Origin of the sequence: Pelagihabitans pacificus (assembly GCF_009371985.2) — a bacterium.
Classification (GTDB): Bacteria; Bacteroidota; Bacteroidia; order Flavobacteriales; family Flavobacteriaceae; genus Pelagihabitans; species Pelagihabitans pacificus.
Map to the genome: position 1 here is coordinate 17,481 of NZ_VIKU02000007.1, position 24,760 is coordinate 42,240.

Sequence of the window (24,760 nt, forward strand, 5' to 3'; positions counted from 1 at the left end):
CGCTTTTTGAAAACGTTAAAAAAAATACATCGATAGGCTTCATGATGAAGTTGTATCGACAACATAATAGTAAAAACAGATACCATGAAAAAAGCGACTTTAGTACTCGGAGCATTTTTAACCCTATTTTTTATATCCTGCGAAGGACCACAAGGCCCTCCCGGATTTGATGGCTTGGATGGTCTTGACGGCCTAGATGGTCAGGATGGCATACAGGGACAGGTTTTTGAAATCGAAGGGATAAATTTCGGTTATGATGCCGGTAGCAATCTATGGACCGCCTTGGAGACCTTTGCCGACTATACCAATTTTGAAATTTTTGAATCCGATGCCGTGTTGGTATATCGATTCGACGGGCAAATTGACCTAAGCGATGGCAGTACGGCCGATGCCTGGAGTCTTGTTCCCCAAAACTTCTTTGTTCCGGAGGGAACCATTCAATACACGGTAGCCCATACCTTTGTAGATTTCGAAATCTTCATTGACGGCAATTTTGATCTTTCGCTGCTTGATCCCATATTCACCGACGATCAAATTTTCCGGGTAGTCATCGTTCCTAGTGAGTTCTTGCAGAACAACGATATCGACAAAAGCAACATTTCTTCCGTTATGGGAAAAATGGGGCTCGAATTGAACGAGGTGCAAAAGATCCATATCGATTGAATACATTGTAAATAAACGTTAAACCCTGTCCTTAAAACAAGGACAGGGTTTTTTGTGTATGGGAATATGTTATTTTTGAAAGGAAAAGAAAAACGATTCGACGAATACTGAAAATTGAAAAATATGATAAAGAAAATAGCACTGGGACTCTGTTTGATTTTTGTAGGATGCAAAGGCAATTCCCAAAAAAAGGAAATGGTCGCGGACCAGACCGAAGAGACCGAGACCACCTATAAAGTGTCAAAGACGGAAGAGGAATGGCGAAAAGAGTTGACCGACGAAGAATTCTACGTACTCCGCAAAGCGGCTACCGAGAATGCCTTTACGAGCGACCTTTTAGATAATAAGAAAAAAGGCACCTACGTATGTGCGGGATGTGGAACGCCTCTTTTTGAAAGCGAGACAAAGTTCGATTCAGGCACCGGATGGCCCAGTTTTTATCAGGAAATCGAAGGCAATGTGGCGTACGATGTAGACTATAAGATCGGCTACGCGCGGACCGAAGAACATTGCGCAACCTGCGGAGGCCATTTAGGACATGTATTTGATGACGGACCAGCGCCCACAGGCAAACGACATTGCATCAACGGAGTGGCTTTGGATTTCGTGCCGGAATCCAAGTAAATTTCAAAGTACCAAATCCCAAATTCCAAAGAGCGTATCGAAGGCTAGCCTGGAATTTGGGATTTTTCGAAAAGGACCCAAACTTAGCTTGTATGTTACAGTCTTCCGATTATTTAAGAAGCGTTTTCTTCGAATTTCGCCGTTACAAAACATTGGGCGACAAAACGTTCGAACAGCTTTCGGAGGAAGACGTTCATTGGAAGTATCGGGAAACGGATAATAGTGTCGCCTTGATCGTAAAACATTTGGTGGGCAACATGAAGAGTCGATGGACGCATTTTTTGACCCAAGACGGTGAAAAGCCATGGAGAAATCGCGAAACAGAGTTTGAAGGTGCCTATGCTTCAAAATCGGAATTAATAAATGCGTGGGAAGAAGGCTGGAAATGTCTGTTCGATGCACTGGCTTCGGTGAATGACCGGAATTTTGACACAACCATCAGAATCAGGAACGAGGAACATACCATCATTGAAGCGGTAAATCGGCAATTGGCGCACTATGCAAGCCATATAGGGCAAATTGTACTGCTGGGTAAGATGATCAAAGGTATCGATTGGATTTCACTCTCGATTCCGAAAGGAGGTTCGGAGGCCTTCAACAAGGAAATGTTTGGAAGTTGAACCGTTTGGCGCTTAGTTGGCGTTGAAAAGGTACAGTTTGACCCACGTCTGATGTATAATCGGAAAAGTAATCTCTTCAAAAATCGAACGTAGCGTTCGTGCCTAAACTTCCTTTGCCTCGTTCCAGAACACATCCATCTCTGCCAACGTCATTTCCTTCAACGATTTTCCCAGGTCCTTTGCTTTTCCTTCCAGGTATTCAAAACGTTTGATGAACTTTTTATTCGTGCGTTCCAGGGCGTTCTCAGGATTAATGCCCAAAAATCGGGCGTAATTGACCATTGAAAACAATACGTCACCGAATTCCGATTCCCTACGATCGGCGTGACCTTGTTTCACTTCCTCCTGAAACTCACCCAATTCTTCCTGCAATTTTTCCCAAACCTGTTCAGGTCGTTCCCAATCAAAACCTACCCCCGCTACCTTATCCTGGATACGATTCGCTTTTACGAGTGCCGGCAATCCGTTTGGCACCCCCTCGAGCACGCTTTTCTTCCCTTCCCTTAATTTAATGTTCTCCCAGTTTCGCTTTACCTCCTCCTCATCAGCTACCTCCACGTCGCCGTAAATATGCGGATGTCTGGTAATCAACTTCTCGCAGATATCATTGCAAACATCCGCAATGTCGAAGTCCTTGGTCTCACTTCCGATCTTCGCATAAAATACGATATGCAACAACACGTCGCCAAGCTCTTTTTTAATCTCCTCGAGATCGTCGTCCAAAATAGCATCGCCCAATTCATAGGTTTCCTCGATCGTCAAATGTCGAAGGCTTTGCATCGTCTGCTTTTTGTCCCATGGGCATTGAGCACGAAGTTCATCCATAATGGTCAACAAACGGTCAAAGGCTTTGAGTTGGTCTTCTCTGGAGTTCATAGCGATGTGGTTTCGGCAAAAGTACAAAGACCTACCCTTTTAGGGTATGGAAAATATAGTGTATTTTAGAAGTCGCCCGATGAATCACAACACACTCACGGCACACCGTTAAAAATCAAATACCACCCAAATGAAAACGAGAAGAGGCTTCTTAAAACAACTAAGCATCGGTACCTTGGGAATGGGGATGTTACCTACTCTGGCCTGGACCAACACCAATGAGCAACAATTCGGAGTACAACTGTATTCTTTTCGAAAGGCAATGGCCAAAGACCCATTGATGACCTTGCAACAGATCGCTGCCATCGGTATCAAGGAAATTGAATCGGCAAGAAGCAAAAAGGGGCTGTATTACGGCCTTTCTCCCGAGGAAATGAAAACTGCCTGCGTGGATTTAGGTATGACCCTGAAAAGTGGGCATGTAGCATTAGACGATAACTTTCAAGATACCATGGAGCAAGCCGTGGCCTCCGGTCAGGAATATGTGATTTGTTCCTCCATGCCAAGTCGGGGACAAACCGTGGACAACTACAAAAAAGTGGCGGAGGCGTTCAACAAAGCGGGGGAAGCTTGCAAAAAAGTAGGACTTAAATTCGGCTATCATAACCATGAATACGAATTCGAATCGGAAAATGGGCAAGTATTATACGATGTTTTAATGGATAACACCGATCCTGATTTAGTACATATGGAACTCGACCTCGGCTGGGTAATCGTCGGTGGAAAAGATCCCTTGGATTATTTTAAAAAATACCCAGGGCGTTTTCCCTTGTGGCATTTGAAAGATATGAACATGAAAAAAAGGGAAAGCACCGAGTTCGGTAAGGGTGGATTGGATATCAAGACCCTCATGCGACACCAAGAGGCATCCGGTGTCAAACATATTTTTATCGAGCAGGAAGAGTACGCCAGTACTCCAATTGAAAGCATGAAACACAACATGGCCTATTTAAGAAATCTCTAATCCCATACCAATGAAACCGAAAGGAGTCCCCGTGATTTTTACGCTTGTTTTTTTATTGTTAGGTTGTACTGAACAGCAGACCTATGACATCCTCATTAAAAATGGACAGCTGGTCGATGGTTCCGGCGAGACCCCTTATCTCGGTGATATCGCTATCAATGCAGATACGATAGCAGCTATCGGAAATCTCGATAAAGCCCGAGGTAAAAAGCAAATCGACGCCACCGGATTGACGGTGGCCCCAGGCTTTATCAATATGTTGAGTTGGGCAAATGTTTCACTCATCGAAGACGGGCGCTCCCAAAGCGATATCCGCCAAGGGGTTACCTTGGAAGTACTCGGCGAAGGTTCCTCCATGGGACCATTGAACGAAGCCATGAAATCAAAAATGAAGGAAAATCAAGGCGATATCAAATATGATATCCCATGGACGACCTTGGGCGAGTATCTGGATTATTTGGAAAACAAGGGAATCGCTACCAACGTAGCCTCTTTTGTGGGCAATGCGACCCTGCGCGAACACGTCATCGGCATCGAGAAAAGACCTCCTACCGGAGAAGAGATGGAAACCATGAAGTCATTGCTCCGTCAGGGTATGGAAGAAGGGGCCGTGGGACTCTCCACTTCCTTAATTTACGTACCGAGCGGTCATGCCGCGACCGAAGAGATCATTGAATTGGCCAAGATAGCGGCCGAATACGATGGTATGTACATTTCCCATATCCGGGATGAGGAGGGAAAGTTGTTGGAAGCGGTACAGGAGCTGCTTACCATTGCCGAAAAAGCCGCTATCCGCTCCGAAATCTATCATTTCAAGGCCTCGGGTAATGCCAACTGGCATTTATTGGATAGCGCCATACAAATGGTCAACAATGCTCGAACAAAGGGTCTCCCTATCACAACCGACATGTACATGTATAACGCCAGTTCCACAGGACTCAACGTAGTATTGCCGGCTTGGGCCAAGGAAGGTGGCCATAACGCTACCATGAAGCTTATCGAAGACCCGGAGAAAAGAAAGCGGATGATGGATGAAATCGATTTTCACGTGCCTCCTGAAAAAATTCTATTGGTCGGCTTTCGGAATAAAGATTTAAGAAGCCACATTGGCAAAACCCTCGCCGATGTCGCCAAGGAACGCAACAAATCGCCGAATGAAACCTTGGTCGATTTGATTTATGAAGACAATAGCAGAATTCAAGTAGTTTATTTCTCCATGTCTGAGGAAAATATCAAGAAAAAGTTGGCACTGCCTTATATGGCCATTTGCTCCGACGCAGGTTCCTACACCAATGAAGGGGTATTTTTGGAGCAGAGCACGCATCCCAGGGCCTATGGGTCTTTTGCCAGGTTGTTGGGCCACTATGTTCGCGAGGAAAAAGTGATTCCTTTGGAAGAGGCCATATACAAGCTCACCACCTTGCCCGCTACCAATCTGAAGCTTGAAAAAAGAGGAGCCCTCCGTGAAGGCTACTATGCCGATGTGGTCATCTTTGATGCGGACAAAATAAGGGACAATGCCACTTTTGGAAAACCCCATCAATATGCTACAGGCATGCATCATGTATTTGTAAATGGTGGCCAGGTGCTGAACGAGGGCGAACATACCGGTACCTTTACCGGAAGATTCGTGAAAGGACCGGGATGGAAACCCTAATTTGTTTCCATACCTTATCTAAATTGAAGAAACGAACTAATGCATCAAAACAATACCTATGAAAACGAGCCTTGCCTTACTTTTACTCTTAACGACTTTTATCTCCTGCGAAGCGCAAAATCCCGGGATTATTGCCAAGGGGGCCCAACTTACCTTGGTCGCCGACGGTTATGATTTCACCGAAGGCCCCGCAGTGGCCGCCAACGGTGATGTCTACTTCACCGACCAGCCTAACGACCGCATCGTCAAATGGAACGCTGCCGACAATTCGGTTACCGATTGGATGAAGCCGTCAGGGCGTTCCAACGGACTGTATTTCGATCATATGGGCAATCTGCTTTCCTGTGCGGATGAGAAGAACGAATTATGGCAAATTGATCCCGAGAAGAAGGTCACCGTGCTAGTCGACAATTTTGAGGGAAAATGTTTGGGCGGACCCAACGACTTATGGGTCGATCCCAAAGGAGGCATCTATTTCACGGATCCCCTGTATGAAAGACCTTGGTGGAACCATACCGAACCCCAAATCCCGGAACGACGCGTTTACTATATATCTCCGGACAAAAGGGAGCTGACCATTGTAGCGGAAGGTTTTGTGATGCCCAATGGGATTATCGGTTCCGCGGATGGCAAAACACTATACATTGCCGATATCAAGGATGGGAAGACCTATGTATATGCCGTGAACGAAGACGGTAGCCTTTCCGACCGAACCCTATTTTGTGAATTGGGCTCGGACGGCATGACCCTAGACAATCAAGGGAATGTGTATCTGACCGGGGATGGGGTAACGGTTTTTGATAAAAATGGGAAACAAATCCATCACATCCAAGTTCCCGAAAAATGGACGGCCAATGTTACTTTTGGAGGCCTAGATCAGAAAACCTTGTTCATTACGGCGATGGATTCAGTGTATACGCTTGCCATGAATGTGCACGGGGTTCGCTAATCAGCCTTCGGTGCGCCTAAAGAGCAACACAGTATTAAGCAAATCAAATAAAGAGAGTTTATATTACTAAAAATCCGTATCTTAAAGTAATCTTTTCTCAGTACACTGTATAAATAGCGAGGTGATGGGATGGAAAAATCTGTTTAGCGAAAAAGAGGCGCAGGAAACCATTGACCGTATCAACGCCCTTACTCCCGAAACCCAACCCAAGTGGGGTAAGATGAATGTCGCCCAAATGTTGGCCCATTGTAATGTGGCCTATGAATTGGTGTATACAAACAAGCATCCCAGACCTAAGGGGTTCCAGAAGTTCATGATCAAACTTTTTGCTAAAAATAGTGTAGTGGGCCCCAAACCATACAAAAAAAACAGCCGAACCGCACCTATATTCTTAATAAGCGACCAGCGGGAATTTGAGGAAGAAAAAAACAGGCTGATAGCGCATATCAAAAAGACCCAACAACTAGGAGGCACCCATTTCGAAGGTAAGGAATCACACGCATTCGGTCCCTTGACCGAAAAAGAGTGGAACACCCTCTTTTCCAAACATTTAGATCATCATTTACAACAATTCGGGGTATAGCCCCTGTCATCTCACCAAATCGAACATTCGGGTATATTTTATAATAATGCTGTTATTCAATGGCTCATTGTCAAACACATTGTAATTCCAGACAATAAAGAGTCCGGTATTGGCCTGCTGCAACCAACCGAAACGAATGTTCGCCGCCCAAAGTTTGTCCGAGGTATTATGCTGAATGAGTCCTTGTAAATAAATATTGGGTCTAAAGGCATACGACAAGCGTGTACTTAAGATATTGGCCGTAAAATTTCCAACGGGAAGTTGGTAGTTGTTGTATAAAAAAGTTAGCTCCGAATTGAACTTATCCCCGATTCGCCATCGCCCGGTGATGCTTTCCACAAAACGTGTTCCGCCAAAAGACCCCCCGATGACCGAACGGATATTGATCGACAACGGATTGCTTCGGTTGGTGAAGAATACAATCTGTGATTCGGCATGGTTATACGTTCCGGGCTGTATCACCACATCCTGTCCGCGTGAAATATCAAAGGCATTGACCACCCCCTCCGTAGTAATGTTCAGACCGGTATGAAGTTCGTTACCGCTTTTCCATTCAAAATGGTTGTCGATATGAAGGAAACTCGTTTCCAGAAATCCATCAAAATTCCAATAGCCTCGATAGGAGATGTGGGGTCGGTATTCCAGAATCTTCGCATTCGGATTTTTTGGGCGTAAATGGTACAGCACCAAACCCTCTGGCTTACGGAAGGCCGAACGCAGTAAAAAACCTACCTCCGGATTAAAACCCTGCCCTACTTCCGTGTACGCGGCACGCATTTCCCAATTGTTCCAATTATAATCGGTCTGGAACTTGAATGAATGGGCATTGATGGTGTCGTTAGGGTCTTCCGTCTTTGCAAAGAAACCGGACATCCGGGCCTTTCTACCCAACCCTAATTTTCCGTCCAGGGCCAAGGTTCGATTGTAATTGTCCGATTGCAAACCCTCTTTATTGACAAATACAGCCCCTAAGGCAGTACGCCCCTTGAATTCATGATTAACCCTGGCCAAGGTAAAGTTGTTTTCCTCAATCCCGTTTTCCGCTACCTCTTCTGTAAACATCGAAAGAAAGCCCACGTTGGTACGATTCAATTTACCGGAAAGTCGGGCCCCACCGATGATGGGCACCACACTGCCATTCTCTCCAATACCGACGCGACGGCTAAAAAAAAGGTCGACCTCTCCAGGACTTCCCACGCTGAACAAACCTGCATTTTCCAAAAAAAACGGCCGTTTTTCAGGAAAGAAGAGATTAAAACGGTCCAAATTTACTTGCTGGTCATCTACTTCGACCTGGGCAAAATCGGTGTTGTACGTAAGGTCCAAAGTAAGGCTAGGCGTTACACTAAACTTAACATCGCCCCCTACTTCGGCATCGAATCTATTTTTGGGATCGACATCGTTAAAGTCTTTGTCCATTCGACCCAGCACATACGGAATCAGTTTTAAATTCCCGGGGGAAGGAAGATTCAAACCGGTAAGTGTACCCGCTAGGGATAGACGTTTCAAATCCAACCCTACCGGCATGGATGCCCAATAAACTATTTCGTTGGTCTTTCGAATATTTCTCCGGAAGTTGATTCCCCAATCCTTCCCCGCCTGAAATCGTAAGGTACGGACCGGAATCGCAAATTCGGCACTCCATCCATAATCGTTCACTTGGGTGCGCACTACGAAGGAAGCATCCCAATTAAGATTAAATCCACCAATAGTACCCCCTTGTTGGCGATTGGCATTGAAATTTCCCTGGCCTTCATTGTCTACTTGCGCGTCATACTCCACCGCTAGGGAATTGGTACCGAAAACAAATCCGTTTTGCCCGTCTTTATAGGTATCCAATATAAAAAGAAAGGCATCGGTATTATCGAGATCGGCATCGCGTCGCGCATCCGATACCACCAAATTCTCGGGGCGTGCGTCATAACAGACCACCGATACATAAAACGTCTCTTTCGTATAAGCGACGCGCACATCGGTCTTTTCGGTAGCCGGCCGTCCAAAATTCGGTTGGGCTTGGGTAAAATCTCCAAAGGGTTCGATTTGCTGCCAAATCGGATCATCCATTACCTCCCCGTCGATCACAGGCCCCGTTTCCAACGCTACAGCGGTTGCTGTCGGCCTTTCCTTTACGTCTGAAACGGTCGTTACCTGTGCGACAAAACGTATCGGCACTATTAAAAACAAAAGAAAAATAATCGGTAGTGGAAGGAAACGCGTCAAGTTGGTCGAGGTTGGTTTATATTTAAAAATAGCATGATTTTCCCGAATAAAAAAAGCCCTGACGCCAACCGTCAGGGCTTTTCTCGAACCGGAACCCAAAGTTCCACGGTCTTTATCGATTAGCCCAACTCATGTGCCACCAAGTAATAAAAGGCAGGTCGACTTTTCATACGGATACCTGACATCTTATCGGCTACTGCATGAATAGCGGCCATGGCCTTATCCTTATCGGTCACGCCTAATTTTTTCTCCACGAAATTTCTACGAACGGTTTCCAATTCGGACTCGTCCTGGCTAGAGACCAAGGTAGCATCTTTATTATCGACCATTGATTTTAAGCTATTCACATAGCCATCCAATTGATCGTGATCAATATTGGAAACACCACATTCATTCAATTGCTTCACCGCGGTTGCCTTTAAGGCCGCTAACTTGTCATCTCTTTCGCTCATTGTACTTATTTTAGGGTTATTAGATAGTGTGTTGAAACTGTTTCAATTTAACATGAACAAGTTAAAAAATTTCTTTAACAAAAAAATGAAAACCAGTCTAGAAATTTAGTTTTCACCATTAAATGAGTCAAAAAAGTATCAAAAAAACCTATCTTGGTGCCTCTATTTAAAAAATCGATAATTTCCCCCGTAGATTCGACCTTTCCTATGAGTAGTAATTTCCTAACTAAAACAAAAAAAATGAAGAAATTGATTCCTTGGTATTGTAGCGCCTTACTTTTTATTTCCACTGGAAACCTTAGTGGTCAATTAGCGGTCGAAAGTTCCTCAAAGATACCGGGAATTTCGACCGATCGGTTAGAACGGTACGACACCTTTCTGCAAAAAGAAATCAACGAGGGGCGTCTTCCAGGCGCAGTTTCCTATATCGTACGTAAAGGAGAGGTCGTACATAAGGCGGCTTATGGGTACAGCAGTCTAAAAGACAAGGCAAGCATGCGTGAAGATCAAATACTGCATATCATGTCAATGACCAAACCCATCGTTACCGTTGGTTTCATGATGCTATACGAAGAAGGACACTTTTTCCTAACAGATCCTGTATCCAAATACCTTCCACAGTTCAAAGACCTCAGGGTAGCCACTGATGTGACCAAGGGCCTTGATCAAACAACGGAACCGGCCAACAAAGAAATTACTATTCATCAAATTTTAACCCACACCGCAGGGTTCTCCCATGGTCTTGGAGGAAACGAATTGGACAATGCCATTGCCAAGGCCCTTTACTACGAGCCCCAAGAGAATATCGAAGACCGGGTGAACACTTTGGTAACCCTCCCGATGATCGGTCAGCCCGGGGAGCAATGGTATTATAGTGCCTCCCCGGACGTGCTATCGTTGCTCATCGAACATTTCTCGGGTATCAGCACGGCGGAATTCCTTCAACAACGAATTTTTGGCCCGTTAGGCATGAATGATACCGGCTATAATATCGACAAGAAAGACCAGGCCCGTTGGGGACCCGTTCATAATATCAATGAGGAAGGAAAGATGGTTGTTTCGGAGGACCAACTACCCATTGAAGGAAATACGGTATTCGGCGGAACGCACGGGCTCTTCTCAACCGCTGCCGATTATATGCTTTTTTGTCGAATGTTATTGAATGGTGGTTCATGGAACGGTATCCGGTTTTTAAGTCCGAAGACCCTCGACATTATGACCATGAACCAAGTAGGCGCTCTGTACCAAGCCCCTGGTCAAGGATTTGGACTCGGTTTTGGTGTCACTACGGATGTCGCCAATAGTAAAAGTTTGGGCTCCAAGGGACAGTACTATTGGAGTGGCGCTTATTGCACGTATTTCTTTATCGATCCCCAGGAAGAGCTGATCGCCATTTTAATGACTCAGGTACAACCCTATAATAATTACTACGGAAGCATACTGCGGCAATTCGTGTATCAATCCCTCACCGATTAATATTTCTGGCGTAAATTATTTATCTTCAGACCAACAAATAACCGACGCGGATGATCGCCTATCTTTTTGAATTTATCGGAACCGCTATGCTCTTGCTGCTGGGGAACGGTATTGTTGCGAATGTCGTTTTAAAAAACACCAAAGGTTCCGATGCGGGTTGGGTCGGTATAGCACTGGCTTGGGGAATCGCCGTTTTTGTCGCGGTGTTCATTGCTGCCGATGCCAGTGGTGCCCACTTGAACCCGGCAGTTACATTAGGCCTCGCCGTAATTGGGAAGTTTTCCTGGGAGTTGGTTCCAGGCTATATGCTAGCCCAGGTACTGGGGGCCATGATGGGCTCTACATTGGTATGGCTTAGCTATAAAAAGCAATACGATGCCACGGGGGATCCCGAAGCCTTACGTGCCACTTTTTGTACCAGTCCGGCGGTACGGAGTCCGTTTTGGAATCTGGTTACCGAAATCATCGGCACCTTCGTGCTGGTTTTTGGGGTATTCTTTATCGCAGGGGGTACCTTCGGGGAAGAACCTGTATCATTGGGATCACTCGATGCCCTTCCCGTAGCACTTTTGGTAATGGGAATCGGTTTTGGGTTGGGCGGACCTACCGGTTATGCCATTAATCCTGCAAGGGATTTCGGCCCGAGAATCATGCATGCGCTGCTTCCACTTCGCGGTAAGGGAACCAGCGACTGGAAATACGCTTTAATCCCCATTCTGGGTCCCTTGTTGGGAGGCGGATTAGCGGGTTTGATATACGTAGGAATCGGTATGTAATAAAAATAATACGAAAAACATGAGACAACTAGTTACCCTAATAATGGCAATGAATCTTGCACAGCTTTCCATCGCCCAAGAGATTGTTGAACTGCCCCATGAGAATGCCGAAGGGGTCGAGTGGGAAAATGGGGAAAAGGAATATTATTCCAAAATTTGGGACAATCAGGTCGTCACCAACGTTTCCATTCCGACCATGGAAGTATTTCGCCCGGAACAGCCGAACGGAACGGCCGTGATCGTGGCCCCTGGGGGTGGGCTCTATGCCTTGAGCATTCAAAGCGAGGGTACCGACGTAGCCAAGTGGTTAAATCAAAAGGGCATTACGGCCTTCGTGCTAAAATACAGATTGGTACCCACCGGCGAAGATGGAGTACAGGATATCACCGACGACAGTTCGCCCGATCCCTCGAAAATTTTAAAAAAAGTCGAGCCGGTATTGCCCTACTCGGTAGCAGACGGTCTTGCCGCGATTCGCCATGTGCGCGTGAACGCCGCAGACTATTCCATAAATCCTGAAAAAATAGGTTTTATGGGATTTTCTGCCGGAGGGGCTGTCACCATGGGGGTCGCCTATGGTTATAGCAAACCCGACCGTCCTAATTTTTTGGTGCCCGTATACCCGTGGACCTACGCCATGCCTGTTAAGGAAGTACCTGCCGATGCCCCGCCCATGTTGGTCATTTGTGCCAGTGACGACCCCTTGGGATTGGCTGGTGGCAGTACGGAGCTTTATGCCTCTTGGTTAAAAGCCGCCAAACCAGTGGGACTTCATATGTACGCCAAGGGCGGCCACGGATTTGGGATGAAGCAACAAGGCCTACCCTCCGATAGTTGGATCTCCCGATTCTATGACTGGTCGGTTGCGGAGGGTATTACGGAACACGTGGGTGGCCAATAACAGCATTGGGTCGTTTGTATATTACCAAAAGTATCTAACTGAATGAAATACCTGTATCTCTTTCCACTTTTCTTAATGACCCTTGGCCAAGCCCAGGAAGCATCAGATTTTATGGAGGAGGTCGATGCCATTCAAAAGAAATACGACACCTTATGGGATGCCTCGAAAGAAACCATCGTCTTTACAGGAAGCTCTAGCGTACGGATTTGGAACGATTTGCAAGAGCGCTTTCCCGACTATCAGATCGTCAACACGGGTTTTGGAGGGTCGCAAGCCACCGATCTGCTCGCTTATTCGGATGCCTTGGTACTTCGCTTTAAACCCAGAAAAGTATTTATTTACGAAGGGGACAATGACCTTTCGGCAAAAAAGAAACCTCGGGCCATTGTAAAGACCCTGGCCAACATCATCGCTCGAATTCGGGAACAGAACGCGGCCGCCGAAATCGTATTGATCGCTGCCAAACCCAGTATCGTTCGTTGGCAAATGAAACGGAAATACAAAAAACTGAATCGCAAATTGAAACGGTGGAGCCAAAAAGATTCCTTGATCGACTTTGCGGATGTTTGGAAACCCATGCTCGAGGGCCGAAAGATCAACGAAGAACTATTTATTGAAGACGGTTTGCATATGAACGGGAAGGGCTATGATATCTGGTACGAAGTGCTAAAGCCGTACGTTAAATGACAAAAGACCGGACCGGGTATAGTGTATTTATTTGACAAAATGCAATTTCAAACACTAATGAAGAATCGACCGTTTCGAATAGAAGTACAAATCAACCGACTACAAATAATAAACACCTAGATACGATGAAATCGACCCTTATTAAAAGTCTCCTCTTTTCCCTTGGCATAATTGCCTTCTTATCGTGTGAAACAGAAAAAAAGAAACGGGTATTGCAGTTTCCGACCACCAATTTGGCGGCTGAAAATATGATCCCAAAACCTTTAAAAGTGATTGCTGCCGAAGGCGGATTTGCCCTAGACCGCTTTTCGGCCATCTACACTTCCGAAACGGCGACCGGATTCGAGGATGTCGGCGGATTCCTGGCGGAAAAAATTAAGGCAAAGACCAATTTGGATATCCCCGTGAATAGTGGGCCACAGGAGAACCGGGAAGGCGTCATTTACATCAATCAATCCGACAGTCTCGAAATGAATGCTCCGGAAGCCTATCAATTGCACATCACCACAGATTCGGTGATCCTGAACGCCAATACGGTAGAGGGCGCCTTCCGAGGCGTACAGACACTCCGGCAGATCATTTCGGAAGCATCGAACGATACCCTGGCCGACTATCCCGTATGGACCATTCCCACCGGAAAAATCATTGATAGACCCTCTTTTGAATATCGAGGCAGCATGTTGGATGTCGCCCGGCATTTCTTTAACGTGGAAGACGTGAAAAAGTATATCGATCTTCTGGCCTACTATAAATACAATGTACTGCACCTGCACCTAACCGACGATCAGGGATGGCGTATCGAGATTAAATCATGGCCCAAACTCACCGAAATAGGAGGTAGCACCGAGGTGGGTGGCGAAGCTGGCGGTTTCTACACCCAAGAGGATTATAAGGGTATTGTGGCCTATGCCGCCAAGCACCATATCACAATAGTGCCCGAAGTCGATATGCCGGGCCATACAAATGCGGCCTCTGTCTCCTATCCCTTTCTGAATGGAAACGGTAAAACGCCTGAATTGTACGAAGGCATGAAGGTAGGTTTTAGCACCTTCGACACGCGAAAAGATACGGTCTATCAATTCATTGACGACGTGGTACGGGAAATCGCCGCAATGACGCCCGGGCCCTATTTTCATATCGGAGGCGATGAAAGCCATGTGACCAAAAAGAATGATTACATCTATTTTGTGGAGCGGGTCGAAAAAATCGTACAAAAACACGGGAAACGTATGATCGGCTGGGACGAAGTGGCGACCGCCGATATCGATTCCACCTCAATCGCCCAGTTCTGGGCCAGTACCGAAAACGCACAGTTAGCCGTGGAAAAAGGCATGAAAATCATTATGAGTCCGGCAAAAAAAGCCTATCTCGACATGCAATACGATACGCTCTCCAAACACGGATTGCACTGGGCGGCCTATATCCCGGTAGACACTGCCTATATCTGGACGCCCGAGGAATATGAAGGCATCCCCTTGGAAAATATCCTAGGTTTGGAGGCGCCACTCTGGTCCGAAACCATTAGCAACATCGATGAGTTGGAGTATTTGGCCTTTCCCCGTGCCATCGGCTATTCAGAATTAAGCTGGACGCCCAGGGAAAACCGCGATTGGGAAAACTACAAGATACGGTTGGCCAATCAGGCCCCCTTCCTCGATAGGATGAACGTGCAGTACTACCCCTCGCCTTTGATCGATTGGAAAAAGAGCAAGTATACATACGAAGAGATTCCAAAGGACTAACTCAAAAGAGGCACCCCGTCGTCACTTTTAATGTCAAGCTAGGCGTATAACGATGTGTTTTGCATCTATCGAAATTAGTTAAAAGTGAGTTGCTGCGTCTACATAAAGCCGGAGCAACAATTCTTGCCGGAAATGATACGCCAAACTTTGGCATTAATTATGGAGATGATTTGCATAAAGAACCACTAATATATAATGAAGCCAGAACTTCAAATCCCGAGGTATTAAAATCTGCAACGGGAAACCCAAGTGGTATTTTTCAATTGAAAGATATCGGCAAAATTGAAGTAGGGTTATTTGCTAATATGCTTTTATTCGAAGGTAATCCTCTTGAATACCCAACCTCTTTAAAAAGAGGCAAGCACATTTGGAAAAACGGAGAAATAATAAAATAACATGCTACGGCACCGTATACAATTAGTTGATGGTATATGCCTACATGTAAACCCCGAGGGTCGGGGCTCACGAGTTTTCAATTTGGTGTGTACTTGCAAGATTAAGTGTTATTGCTTTCCGCGCGCCTTCCACAAGCTCAGGGTCGTTGGAGGTACCACACAACTGCTCATTCCTGAGACCGTTATCTGAAATCGAAATATGACAAAAACGGGGAAAGAACAAAACTTGAACAATATGAAAACTATAAAGATGGCACTAAAAATATTCCTGGAATTGGATTTGGTGCATCCGGAAATTTGCCTGGCGAAATGCCAAGCGCCGGATTTTCATCTGAATCACCCCTAACAGTATATTATTCGGAATTTCAAGTTTTGCGAGATACGGCTTTGAAGTACGATTTTCCTAAGGAACAGAAATTTGACTCAATTATTCGCAGTCGAATTGAAAAATGTAAGTAAAAAGGGTATAGAATTAATTGCTAGTGCAAACCGTTAGCTGCGATATTTGAAACGAACTATGGAAAGAATTGTGATTGTTGCATACAGACCGCTACCAGGAAAAAGTGAACAACTAAAGTCATTGTCCTTAAAACATTGGGAACTGCTCTATGATATAGGCTTGGTTTCTTATCGCAAACCAATAATCATGGAATCCCAAGAAGGCGATATCATTGAAGTTTTCGGTTGGAAATCCAAAACGGCCATGGAACAAGCGCATTCAAATCCAAAGGTCCAAGAAATGTGGATAGAATACTCAAAGGTTTGTGAATATGTACCGATTGGAGCGATAAAGGAATCGGAAAATCTGTTTTCCGAATTTACTCCCATAAATATACCCAAATAACAAAAGTACGAACCACTGTCAACACATAAAACGCATTGCCGGTTGGTGTGTTCCCAGAAAACCAGTATTTTTAATGGAATTAATGTACGGTCGACAGGGACCATAAGGGAGTGGACTTGACGTGTCGCGTGCCAGTGCTACCAAATTTAGCGAACAGCTGCTCGCCATGAGTCAGCTACGCTTTTTATACATGACTCTTGACGGTGATGTGAGAAAAATGTAGAATGACTCATTACGAAACGGAAATAAAAAGAATTAGAAAGAAAATCTACTCGAACCAAGGACAAATAGATACCGTTATTGGGGTTCGCAATTATATCGACAATAATTATGACATCAATTTGAATTTAGATTTTTTGTCACACCTTCGATACGTGTCCAAATATCATTTGTTACGTTTATTCAAGAGATATTACGGTCAAACGCCAAAACAATACCTGACCGACGTACGGATTAAAAAATCGAAAGAATGTCTAAAGAGTGGAATGAAAGTAACGGAAACTTGTTTCGCTGTTGGATTTGAGAGCTTAAGCTCTTTCAGCACACTTTTTAAAAATAGAAACGGATTGACTCCTCGCGAATTTCAAAAAAGAGCAATTTTCGAGAAGTAAATTTGATTTTGATTTTGGAATTTGCCTAAATAATCTAAAACAAAAAAAATGAGGGTTACGTTGATAAGTATTCCAGTTCGAGACCAAGAAAAGGCATTAAAATTCTATACTGAAAAATTAGGTTTCATTAAAAAGAAGGATGTACCATTGGAAGGTGGTAATAGATGGCTGACCCTGGTCTCCAAGGAATCACAGGACGGACCTGAATTATTATTGGAACCGGCACCAAATCATTTTGAACCATCAAAAGTCTTTCAAGATGCATTGATGGATGCTGGGATTCCCTACACGCAATTTGATGTTGAAGATGTTCAAAATGAATATGACCGACTTACAAATCTCGGTGTTGTATTCAGTATAAAACCAACTGAAATGGGAACAGTAAAAATTGCCGTGTTCAATGACACCTGTGGAAATAATATTCAACTCGTGGAGGAATTGTAAAAAACCCTAGTCGAGTTCCCTGAAGTTCAGCAATATATATTTCTTACTTAAAATACAGCTGGTGACAATATCCCCTATTCCCAGTGTGCAGCACAAGTGCATAGAGTCTCTTTTGTTGTACTGCTTGGTGCCTGAAAAGGCTGGCGAAGACCTCTCTGCCCCCTTCTATTTTCAGCTCTAATCGATAAAAGGAAACGACTATATTTATGAAAAATATAGACTTAGCTATAAACATGCCAGCCATGATCATTGGTATTACGTATGAAAAATTTCATATTGCTAGCAGCTTCTTTCGTTTTGTCCAGGAATTGTGCACTACATGCCAAGGGCGCTATTCCAAAAGATCAAATCTATAATGGCAATTACCTTGAATTTGAATCCCTAGCGTGTTGAATACAACTTCGTTCAGCCCGGCCTTGTGGATAATTGCATATTTCATGGGAAGGTAGCTTGTTTTTGAAAGCAGTGATTACAAATTGATAAAATAATATTTGCTGTTTATCAATGGAAAAAGTATAGATCCGAGTCGAATTAAAAACGAGGGAAAGCCAACGGACAACAAGGTAGAACCGCAAATCGAAACCGGTAACTTAATTTAATTCACCGAAAACCCCAGCTCTTTGAAGCGAGCAAGCAAAGAACAGCGACTACACCAGAGGTCGTATCCTCCTAGATATAAGTTGCCCATTAGTTCAGCGTTATTGGTGAATTGCACCGGAATTCTTTATTTTAGACATTGAGTGTTGGTCAACCCAATTCCGTAGCTAACGAATCTATTTTACAAATTTTCGCAGATAATCATCCTTCGGGAAATTCCTACCGACATGTAATTTTATCTGAATTCTCCCATAAGGAAAACGATATGCTTCAATCGGATATAGGGTGATTGCGTTTATAATAATAGCTTTTGTATCAACCTCAACAAACTGATTTTAGTACTTTGAAAATTAAAAAGATGGCAAAATCAAAGGATGAAATCTATTCGGAGTTTTATGATCTGGTCAATATGACTCCCAGCGAATTAAAAGATTGGCTGGAAACCGACAAATCAAAAAGTGTAGGTCAGGATAGTGGCGATGGCGAGGCCATTGGTCATAAGAGTGGTAAAAAAATTATCGATATCAAAGAAACCAAAAAAGATAATCTAAGCGAGGATCACTACGACCATATGAGTAAGGTCATCGGTTACATCAAACGGCATAAGGCACAACAGCCTGATAGTGATATCAAAGAATCCGATTGGCGGTATAGCCTTAAAAACTGGGGGCACGATCCTTGTAAGGAAATAGACTGTTAAAAACATGCGATATGGCTGATTACGATAAAGAAGAAATCTGGAGAGAATTTCAGGAAAAACAAAATATGTCCAATGCGGAATTGGAGGAATGGCTCGAAACCGAAACCTCCAAAAATGCCGGGAAGGAGATGGAAAATGGGGAAACCATAGGGCATCGTGCCGGAAGGTCGATCCTCAAGATAAAGCAAAAGAAAAAATCAGAGCTTACCGAATCCAATTGGGACCGAATCAATGAGACCGTAGGCGTGTATCATCAAAAAATAAATCCCTCACAAAAACCTAACGACAATATTGAAAATAGCAATTGGTATTATTCCCTGAAAAATTGGGGCCATGACGCGTTAAAATAAAAATATGGGTACAGGATTGGTATGGTTTAGAAATGATTTGCGGTCTCAGGATAATGTGTCGGTCAAAAAAGCGATGGATCAAAACGAGTACGTACTAGGTGTTTATGTTTTCGACCCGAAAATGTTTGAATCCGATGCATTTGGCTTTAAAAAAACTGAAAAATATCGGGCAAAATTTCTAATTGAATCCGTGTCGGAATTAAGGAAAAACCTGGAAGCACTCAACATTACGTTACTGGTCTATTCGGAGAACCCTGAAATTGTGATTCCGAACCTTATTGAAGAGCACGGCATAGCCACTGTTTTTTTACAAAAGGAATGGACAAAAGAGGAGCAGGAGGTTTTGATCAATGTAAAGCAAGAGGTTCCCAAGGCGACCGAGTGGGTAGAAAGCTATGATCAGTTTTTATATCATCCTGAAGATATCCCCTTCGAAATAGCCAACGTCCCCAACGTTTTTACCAATTTCAGAAAGAAGTGCGAAAAGTACGGCAGCATACGAAAACCGATTGGCGTGGAACCTCTTTCGAATAAAAATCTGTTAGCCCAAACGAAGCCAATACCACAGTTAAAGGATTTGGGATTTGACGCCTTTGAGACCGATACAAGAACGGCTTTTCCCTTTCGCGGAGGGGAAAACCATGCTATTGAACGAATTCAGCAATACTTCTGGGATACCAAAAAACTTTCCTACTATAAAAAAACACGGAACGGTCTAATAGGCACGGATTACAGTTCCAAATTATCCGCTTGGTTGGCCAACGGAAGTATTTCACCCCGAACCATTTATGAAGAGGTTAAAAAATACGAGCAAAGAATAGGGAAGAACGACTCGACCTATTGGCTTGTTTTTGAATTAATATGGAGAGACTTTTTTAAGTATATCTCCCTCAAACACGGTAATGATATTTTTAAAATCGGTGGTATTTTGCATAAAGAGTATGATTGGAAATCCGATAAAGACCTCGTTGATCAATGGATACATGGCAAAACGGACGAACCATTCGTCAATGCCAATATGATCGAGCTCATGGAAACCGGTTGGATGAGCAATCGGGGCCGCCAAAATGTCGCTTCCTTTTTTGCCAAGGAACAGGAATTGGACTGGCGTATCGGGGCGGCCTATTTTGAGTCCCTACTTTTAGACTATGATGTACACAGTAACTACGGAAATTGGATGTACGTTGCAGGAGTGGGGAACGATCCGAGAGATCGTAAATTCAATATAAAGTCGCAGGCCGAACGATACGACCCCAATCAAAAGTTCCAAAATCTTTGGCTTCAAACCACCTTATTTTAAGAAATTATGACCGTACGGCTTCTTTTAGGAGATCAATTGAATCACAAACATTCCTGGTATTCGGGTACTGCCGATGACGAGGTATTTTATTTTATCGCGGAGATGCGCCAAGAAACCGATTACACCCGCCATCACATACAGAAAGTGGTCGCATTTTTTCAAAGTATGCGAAATTTTAAAGATTGGCTCGAGGAACGTGGTCACCAGGTGATTTATTATCGATTGGATGACAACAACAACGAGCAGGATTTGACCAAAAATCTGCAAAAAATCATTAAGGATCAAAAAGCGGATAGGTTTGAGTACCAACTACCGGACGAATATCGTTTGGATGAGCAATTAAAAGAGTTTTGCAAATCGTTGGATATTGAAACCAAATCCTTTGATACGGAACACTTTTTAACCTCAAGAACCGATTTAACGGAGTTTTACGAAGGAAAGAAACAATTGACCATGGAGTATTTCTATCGCCACATGCGCAAAAAATATGATATCATGATGGTGAACGACTCCAATCCGGAAGGCGGTAAATGGAATTACGATAAAAGCAATCGAAACAAATGGAAAGGGGAGCATGAGATCCCGCACGAACGAGGTTTCCGTAAAGAGGTATCCGACATTGTTGATATGATTCAAAAACACGGTGTGGAAACCATAGGAAACATAGACGCTACCAATTTCAGTTGGCCAACATCCAGGGAAGACTGTCTTTCCGTTTTGAACTATTTCCGTAAAAACTTGTTGATACACTTTGGCGATTACCAAGACGCCATGCATACCGATGAAAAATTCCTGTTTCACAGCCGTCTTTCCTTTGCGATGAACAGTAAAATGTTACATCCCAAGGAAGTTGTTGAAGCGGTCATCGATTATTGGAGAGATCACAAAGACGATATCGACATATCACAGGTAGAAGGATTCGTTCGGCAAATTATTGGTTGGCGGGAATATATGCGTGGTATTTATTGGAAGGAAATGCCGGGATACCGAAGAAGCAACAAACTGGATAACCAGAATTCGTTACCCGATTTCTATTGGACAGCGAATACAAAAATGAATTGTTTGCACCATTCGATAAAACAGAGTCTTGATGAGGCGTACGCGCATCATATACAAAGATTGATGATCACGGGTAATTATGCATTGCTCACGATGACACATCCCGATGAAGTGTGTGATTGGTATTTGGGAATTTATATCGATGCAATCGAATGGGTCGAAATAACCAACACAAGAGGTATGAGCCAATTTGCCGATGGAGGTATCGTTGCTACAAAGCCTTATGTATCCAGTGGCAGCTATGTAAATAAAATGAGTAATTACTGTAAAAGCTGTCATTATAAAGTTTCCAAAAAAACCAGTGAAGACGCCTGCCCTTTTAATGCTCTATACTGGAATTTTTTGGATGAAAAGCAAGAGCATTTCAAAGACAACCAGCGCATGAACATGATGATGGCTATGTTGAACAAAATGGACAAAGATCAACTGAATGCTATGAAAAAGAGAGCTAAAGCGATTATTAAAAACCCTACGGACTTCTAAGAAGAAAAAGTGAAAGCAGCTTTAGCTCGATTATGGGGAGATTTTAACGACTGAAAAGGAATCGATTTTAAGAATCATAAAGATTATTTCGGTCGCGTTTCACGTTCCTCGCTGCTGTTAAAACCGTTTTCTTACTTTTTACTGTTTGTACCCATTGTTCTTAGATATCCCAACGTAACCAGGGTATGGGCCACGTTTGTATGTACCGTCTACTTTCATTCCCAGTACCCCAAAACCTGTGAGGGGATTTTTCACTATATTTCCATGAAAATGCGTAGACTTCACATGGTACCGGATGGGTATTCGTTTTAACCGGTACTGAAAAAGGTATATCAATATCAACATGGTTACAGAACGATTTGATTTAAAAAAGACAGTCCGGTTTTTACCTCAAATCATGTTGGTAGGCATAGGAATAGGAACCGCCAATTACGTTATGCACCAAAATCTCAATTGGCTTCAGTATACGATTCAATCGTTATCGACTAGTTTCATTATCGGGTATACATTAATCGCTATAGAATCCCATAAATCCTGGTTTGAACTGCATTTCAAACCTAGGTGGAAACTATATCTCGTAATCTCAGTTGCATACTTTTTAGCTGCTTTTATTGCTACGGAAACCGAACAAATAATCAGATCATTGGTTTTTCAAGAGCAGCAATACCAGATTTTATCGGCCGGCAACATGTATCTGTTTAACGGAATCATATCGTTGGTCTTGGGAATCGGTTTTTTTCAATACGCCTTTTCGACGACTAAGAACCATTTATCGGTTGACTCTCAAAAAAAATCACCTAAGCAAAAGCAAGAAACCCCGCAAAATTCACAGTCTTCGGTTCCTATTAGCCATATTCCCATTAAGAAAGGTGAAAATATTTTATTTGTTCCCATTGAAAATATAGTCTATTTCGAGGCTTTCGACAATTACTCTTTCGTTTACGATAAAAAGGGTGAGAAAAAACTCTGTGATTACTCACTGCTTTTTCTTGAAACAAGATTAGGCGAGGAATTTTCCAGGGTCCACAGAAAATACATTGTTAACAAAGGTCATATTGAACAAATAAAACCCCATTTAAATGGCCGTTACGTAATTTTGTTTGGTAATCAAATCTCCCCCGTTATGAGTAGTAAAAGTTACTCAGCGACCATTCGGAAACTTATTAAGATTGAATAACGCGCGTAACTGACCTTTTAGCACCACCATTTAGATGGTTAGATTAAATCACTTACCATTAATAGCGTATCATTCACTTGCTATTTCGACCATTCACCCTTCTTCCCTTTTTTACCATCCTATTTTTATGCTATTTGCGGTGGTCCTACGGGATTCATTCTAACTAACAACAATTAGAAGTATGAACGATAAAAAGGTAATTCAATGAGATTAATCCTAATTTTCGGAGTATTGGGTACACTACTACTTAATCTTTATTCATGCAAGACCGGTAACTCAAAAGGACTCGGGGAAAAATCAACCAACTACAATCATCCTGTAAGAGTACTTTATATGTCTTCGATCGAGGCATTTAATCAAGGTAAACTGGATTCATTTTTGGGAAATTTTGACTCGGATATCAGAATGTACGGGACAGACGGTACCTACTTTGGAATTGATGCGTTGCGTGAACGATTTGCAGATGTATTTAAGCAATTTCCAAATGTAAGGATGGAAATACTGGAATTGGATCTTGAAATTTTATCGGATGAAATAGTCTTGGTAGACTTCAAATGGAAAGTATACCCGATGGGCCAAGGGCCATCGTACAGTGGTCTAGGGTCTGGAATCTACCTTTATCAAGACGATAACTGGACAGAAATCCTGGAAGCCGAAAAAGTTACTCACATCGATAAAGAATTGGCAAGGCCCGAGTAAATCAATCCGAACTTATGGAAATAGTACACCAATCAAATATTATACTTCATGTCGTAACAGGTTCCATTGCGCTACTACTAGGACTCATTGCCCTGCTAAGTACGAAAGGGGATACGCTGCATACCAGAAGTGGAAAATATTTTTTGAGATTTATCTCGGTTGTTATTTTAACCGGTTTGATAGGCGTTTTCATCTTTGGCAGAAACACATTCTTACTGGTCATTACGGTATTAAGTGGATATGTTTCCTTCTCCGGTTATAGGACATTGGTGCTGAAAACCAATGAACCTAAAATAACGGATATTTTGGTTGCCGTTGGTAGTCTACTGGTGCTGGCATATTTTTTATATTATTTTAAGTCCATAGGTATGATATGGTCTCCAATTATCATCTATAGCACTGTTGGTGCTTTTCTGTTTATTGTGATATATGATTTTCTAAGGTATTTCATTTCAACAGAGAAGTATAAAATGCATAAAATATGGCTTTATGAACATATTTATAAAATGACCAGTGCCTTTGCGGCTCTTTTGTCCGCATTTATTGGAACGGTGTTTGAAAAATACCAACCGCATAGTCAATATATTCCATCAGTTATGGGAATACTGATCATAATAGGTTTTATGGTTTACTTTAAAAAATTCGGATTAAAAAAACTACCAAAATCTTAATAAGTGTAACGTTCGGAACTACAGAAAGTATGCCAACAAGAAACTGAAAAAATGATGCTTTTCAACCCGTATTCGCTCCATTAGTTTTCATCGGACTCCAATGCTTTTCCAGAAATTGTCCGGCCCTGTTCGAAATTGTGACTTACCGTATTCAACCCTTGCTTGTACGGCCATCGATTAAATGGTTATTGAAGACCTTTCACGTAGGTTATTTATGCAGGTAGCGGCACAGCAGGGAAC

26 protein-coding genes are annotated in these 24,760 nt (G+C 43.2%); 23 read left to right on the forward strand and 3 right to left on the reverse strand.

Annotation, left to right across the window (positions count from 1 at the left end; genetic code table 11):
• Positions 1-84 precede the first annotated feature (84 nt).
• From FK220_RS17980 to FK220_RS17990, 3 genes are all read left to right on the forward strand, one after another.
• The gene (locus tag FK220_RS17980; protein ID WP_152575752.1) at positions 85-663 is read left to right on the forward strand and encodes a collagen-like protein; all 579 of its coding nucleotides are present in this window, start codon (positions 85-87) and stop codon (positions 661-663) included.
• A gap of 123 nt (positions 664-786) precedes the next feature.
• The gene (msrB, locus tag FK220_RS17985) at positions 787-1,287 is read left to right on the forward strand and encodes a peptide-methionine (R)-S-oxide reductase MsrB (protein ID WP_152575753.1); all 501 of its coding nucleotides are present in this window, start codon (positions 787-789) and stop codon (positions 1,285-1,287) included.
• 92 nt (positions 1,288-1,379) lie between these two features.
• The gene (locus tag FK220_RS17990) at positions 1,380-1,907 is read left to right on the forward strand and encodes a DUF1572 family protein (protein WP_152575754.1); all 528 of its coding nucleotides are present in this window, start codon (positions 1,380-1,382) and stop codon (positions 1,905-1,907) included.
• Positions 1,908-2,009: 102 nt separating this feature from the next.
• On the opposite strand, the gene mazG is transcribed toward FK220_RS17990, so the two are convergent.
• The gene (gene mazG, locus FK220_RS17995) at positions 2,010-2,783 is read right to left on the reverse strand and encodes a nucleoside triphosphate pyrophosphohydrolase (RefSeq protein WP_152575755.1); all 774 of its coding nucleotides are present in this window, start codon (positions 2,781-2,783) and stop codon (positions 2,010-2,012) included.
• A gap of 130 nt (positions 2,784-2,913) precedes the next feature.
• On the opposite strand from mazG, the gene FK220_RS18000 reads away from it, so the two are divergent.
• The 4 genes from FK220_RS18000 (at position 2,914) to FK220_RS18015 (ending at position 6,936) form a co-directional block, all read left to right on the forward strand.
• A complete protein-coding gene (locus FK220_RS18000; RefSeq protein ID WP_152575756.1) occupies positions 2,914-3,747 on the forward strand; it encodes a sugar phosphate isomerase/epimerase family protein in 834 nt (277 codons plus the stop codon).
• Between the two features lie 10 nt (positions 3,748-3,757).
• Positions 3,758-5,404 carry an N-acyl-D-amino-acid deacylase family protein gene (locus FK220_RS18005; protein ID WP_152575757.1) on the forward strand — a complete coding sequence of 549 codons (1,647 nt, stop codon included), beginning with the start codon at positions 3,758-3,760 and terminating at the stop codon, positions 5,402-5,404.
• 58 nt (positions 5,405-5,462) lie between these two features.
• Positions 5,463-6,353 (forward strand): SMP-30/gluconolactonase/LRE family protein, encoded by an 891-nt coding sequence (locus FK220_RS18010; RefSeq protein WP_152575758.1) that lies wholly within the window; start codon positions 5,463-5,465, stop codon positions 6,351-6,353.
• 124 nt (positions 6,354-6,477) lie between these two features.
• Entirely contained in the window at positions 6,478-6,936 is a 459-nt protein-coding gene (locus FK220_RS18015; protein WP_152575759.1) for a DUF1569 domain-containing protein, read from the forward strand.
• A gap of 6 nt (positions 6,937-6,942) precedes the next feature.
• On the opposite strand, the gene FK220_RS18020 is transcribed toward FK220_RS18015, so the two are convergent.
• Together FK220_RS18020 and FK220_RS18025 are read right to left on the reverse strand one after the other, a co-directional pair.
• Entirely contained in the window at positions 6,943-9,156 is a 2,214-nt protein-coding gene (locus FK220_RS18020; RefSeq protein WP_238719102.1) for a DUF5916 domain-containing protein, read from the reverse strand.
• Positions 9,157-9,275: 119 nt separating this feature from the next.
• A complete protein-coding gene (locus FK220_RS18025; RefSeq protein WP_152575760.1) occupies positions 9,276-9,608 on the reverse strand; it encodes a DUF2853 family protein in 333 nt (110 codons plus the stop codon).
• Positions 9,609-9,848: 240 nt separating this feature from the next.
• Between FK220_RS18025 and FK220_RS18030 the strand changes: the two genes are divergently transcribed.
• The 16 genes from FK220_RS18030 to FK220_RS18105 all read left to right on the forward strand — a co-directional run bounded on the left by FK220_RS18030 (position 9,849) and on the right by FK220_RS18105 (position 24,520).
• Positions 9,849-11,084 (forward strand): serine hydrolase domain-containing protein, encoded by a 1,236-nt coding sequence (locus FK220_RS18030; RefSeq protein ID WP_152575761.1) that lies wholly within the window; start codon positions 9,849-9,851, stop codon positions 11,082-11,084.
• A gap of 50 nt (positions 11,085-11,134) precedes the next feature.
• Positions 11,135-11,860, forward strand: coding sequence for an MIP/aquaporin family protein (locus tag FK220_RS18035; RefSeq protein ID WP_152575762.1), 726 nt, complete (start codon positions 11,135-11,137; stop codon positions 11,858-11,860).
• A 19-nt stretch (positions 11,861-11,879) separates the two neighbouring features.
• A complete protein-coding gene (locus tag FK220_RS18040) occupies positions 11,880-12,761 on the forward strand; it encodes an alpha/beta hydrolase (protein ID WP_152575763.1) in 882 nt (293 codons plus the stop codon).
• Between the two features lie 42 nt (positions 12,762-12,803).
• Positions 12,804-13,448 carry a GDSL-type esterase/lipase family protein gene (locus tag FK220_RS18045; protein ID WP_152575764.1) on the forward strand — a complete coding sequence of 215 codons (645 nt, stop codon included), beginning with the start codon at positions 12,804-12,806 and terminating at the stop codon, positions 13,446-13,448.
• Between the two features lie 125 nt (positions 13,449-13,573).
• Entirely contained in the window at positions 13,574-15,190 is a 1,617-nt protein-coding gene (locus FK220_RS18050; RefSeq protein ID WP_152575765.1) for a family 20 glycosylhydrolase, read from the forward strand.
• Positions 15,191-15,249: 59 nt separating this feature from the next.
• Positions 15,250-15,585 carry an amidohydrolase family protein gene (locus tag FK220_RS18055; RefSeq protein WP_152575766.1) on the forward strand — a complete coding sequence of 112 codons (336 nt, stop codon included), beginning with the start codon at positions 15,250-15,252 and terminating at the stop codon, positions 15,583-15,585.
• A gap of 646 nt (positions 15,586-16,231) precedes the next feature.
• Positions 16,232-16,429, forward strand: coding sequence for a hypothetical protein (locus FK220_RS20135; RefSeq protein ID WP_238719103.1), 198 nt, complete (start codon positions 16,232-16,234; stop codon positions 16,427-16,429).
• Positions 16,430-16,653: 224 nt separating this feature from the next.
• Positions 16,654-17,040 carry a helix-turn-helix domain-containing protein gene (locus tag FK220_RS18065; RefSeq protein ID WP_152575768.1) on the forward strand — a complete coding sequence of 129 codons (387 nt, stop codon included), beginning with the start codon at positions 16,654-16,656 and terminating at the stop codon, positions 17,038-17,040.
• Positions 17,041-17,088: 48 nt separating this feature from the next.
• Positions 17,089-17,484, forward strand: coding sequence for a VOC family protein (locus FK220_RS18070; protein WP_152575769.1), 396 nt, complete (start codon positions 17,089-17,091; stop codon positions 17,482-17,484).
• Between the two features lie 955 nt (positions 17,485-18,439).
• Positions 18,440-18,781: a DUF3140 domain-containing protein gene (locus FK220_RS18075; protein ID WP_152575770.1), complete on the forward strand. Its 342-nt coding sequence runs from the start codon at positions 18,440-18,442 to the stop codon at positions 18,779-18,781.
• An 11-nt stretch (positions 18,782-18,792) separates the two neighbouring features.
• Entirely contained in the window at positions 18,793-19,131 is a 339-nt protein-coding gene (locus tag FK220_RS18080; protein WP_152575771.1) for a DUF3140 domain-containing protein, read from the forward strand.
• Positions 19,132-19,135: 4 nt separating this feature from the next.
• Positions 19,136-20,431 (forward strand): DASH family cryptochrome, encoded by a 1,296-nt coding sequence (locus FK220_RS18085; RefSeq protein ID WP_152575772.1) that lies wholly within the window; start codon positions 19,136-19,138, stop codon positions 20,429-20,431.
• Between the two features lie 6 nt (positions 20,432-20,437).
• A complete protein-coding gene (locus tag FK220_RS18090) occupies positions 20,438-21,973 on the forward strand; it encodes a cryptochrome/photolyase family protein (protein WP_152575773.1) in 1,536 nt (511 codons plus the stop codon).
• Positions 21,974-22,661: 688 nt separating this feature from the next.
• The gene (locus tag FK220_RS20305) at positions 22,662-23,150 is read left to right on the forward strand and encodes a LytR/AlgR family response regulator transcription factor (RefSeq protein WP_394352436.1); all 489 of its coding nucleotides are present in this window, start codon (positions 22,662-22,664) and stop codon (positions 23,148-23,150) included.
• Positions 23,151-23,354: 204 nt separating this feature from the next.
• The gene (locus tag FK220_RS18100; RefSeq protein ID WP_152575775.1) at positions 23,355-23,849 is read left to right on the forward strand and encodes a nuclear transport factor 2 family protein; all 495 of its coding nucleotides are present in this window, start codon (positions 23,355-23,357) and stop codon (positions 23,847-23,849) included.
• Positions 23,850-23,863: 14 nt separating this feature from the next.
• Positions 23,864-24,520 carry a hypothetical protein gene (locus FK220_RS18105; RefSeq protein ID WP_152575776.1) on the forward strand — a complete coding sequence of 219 codons (657 nt, stop codon included), beginning with the start codon at positions 23,864-23,866 and terminating at the stop codon, positions 24,518-24,520.
• Positions 24,521-24,760 lie beyond the last annotated feature (240 nt).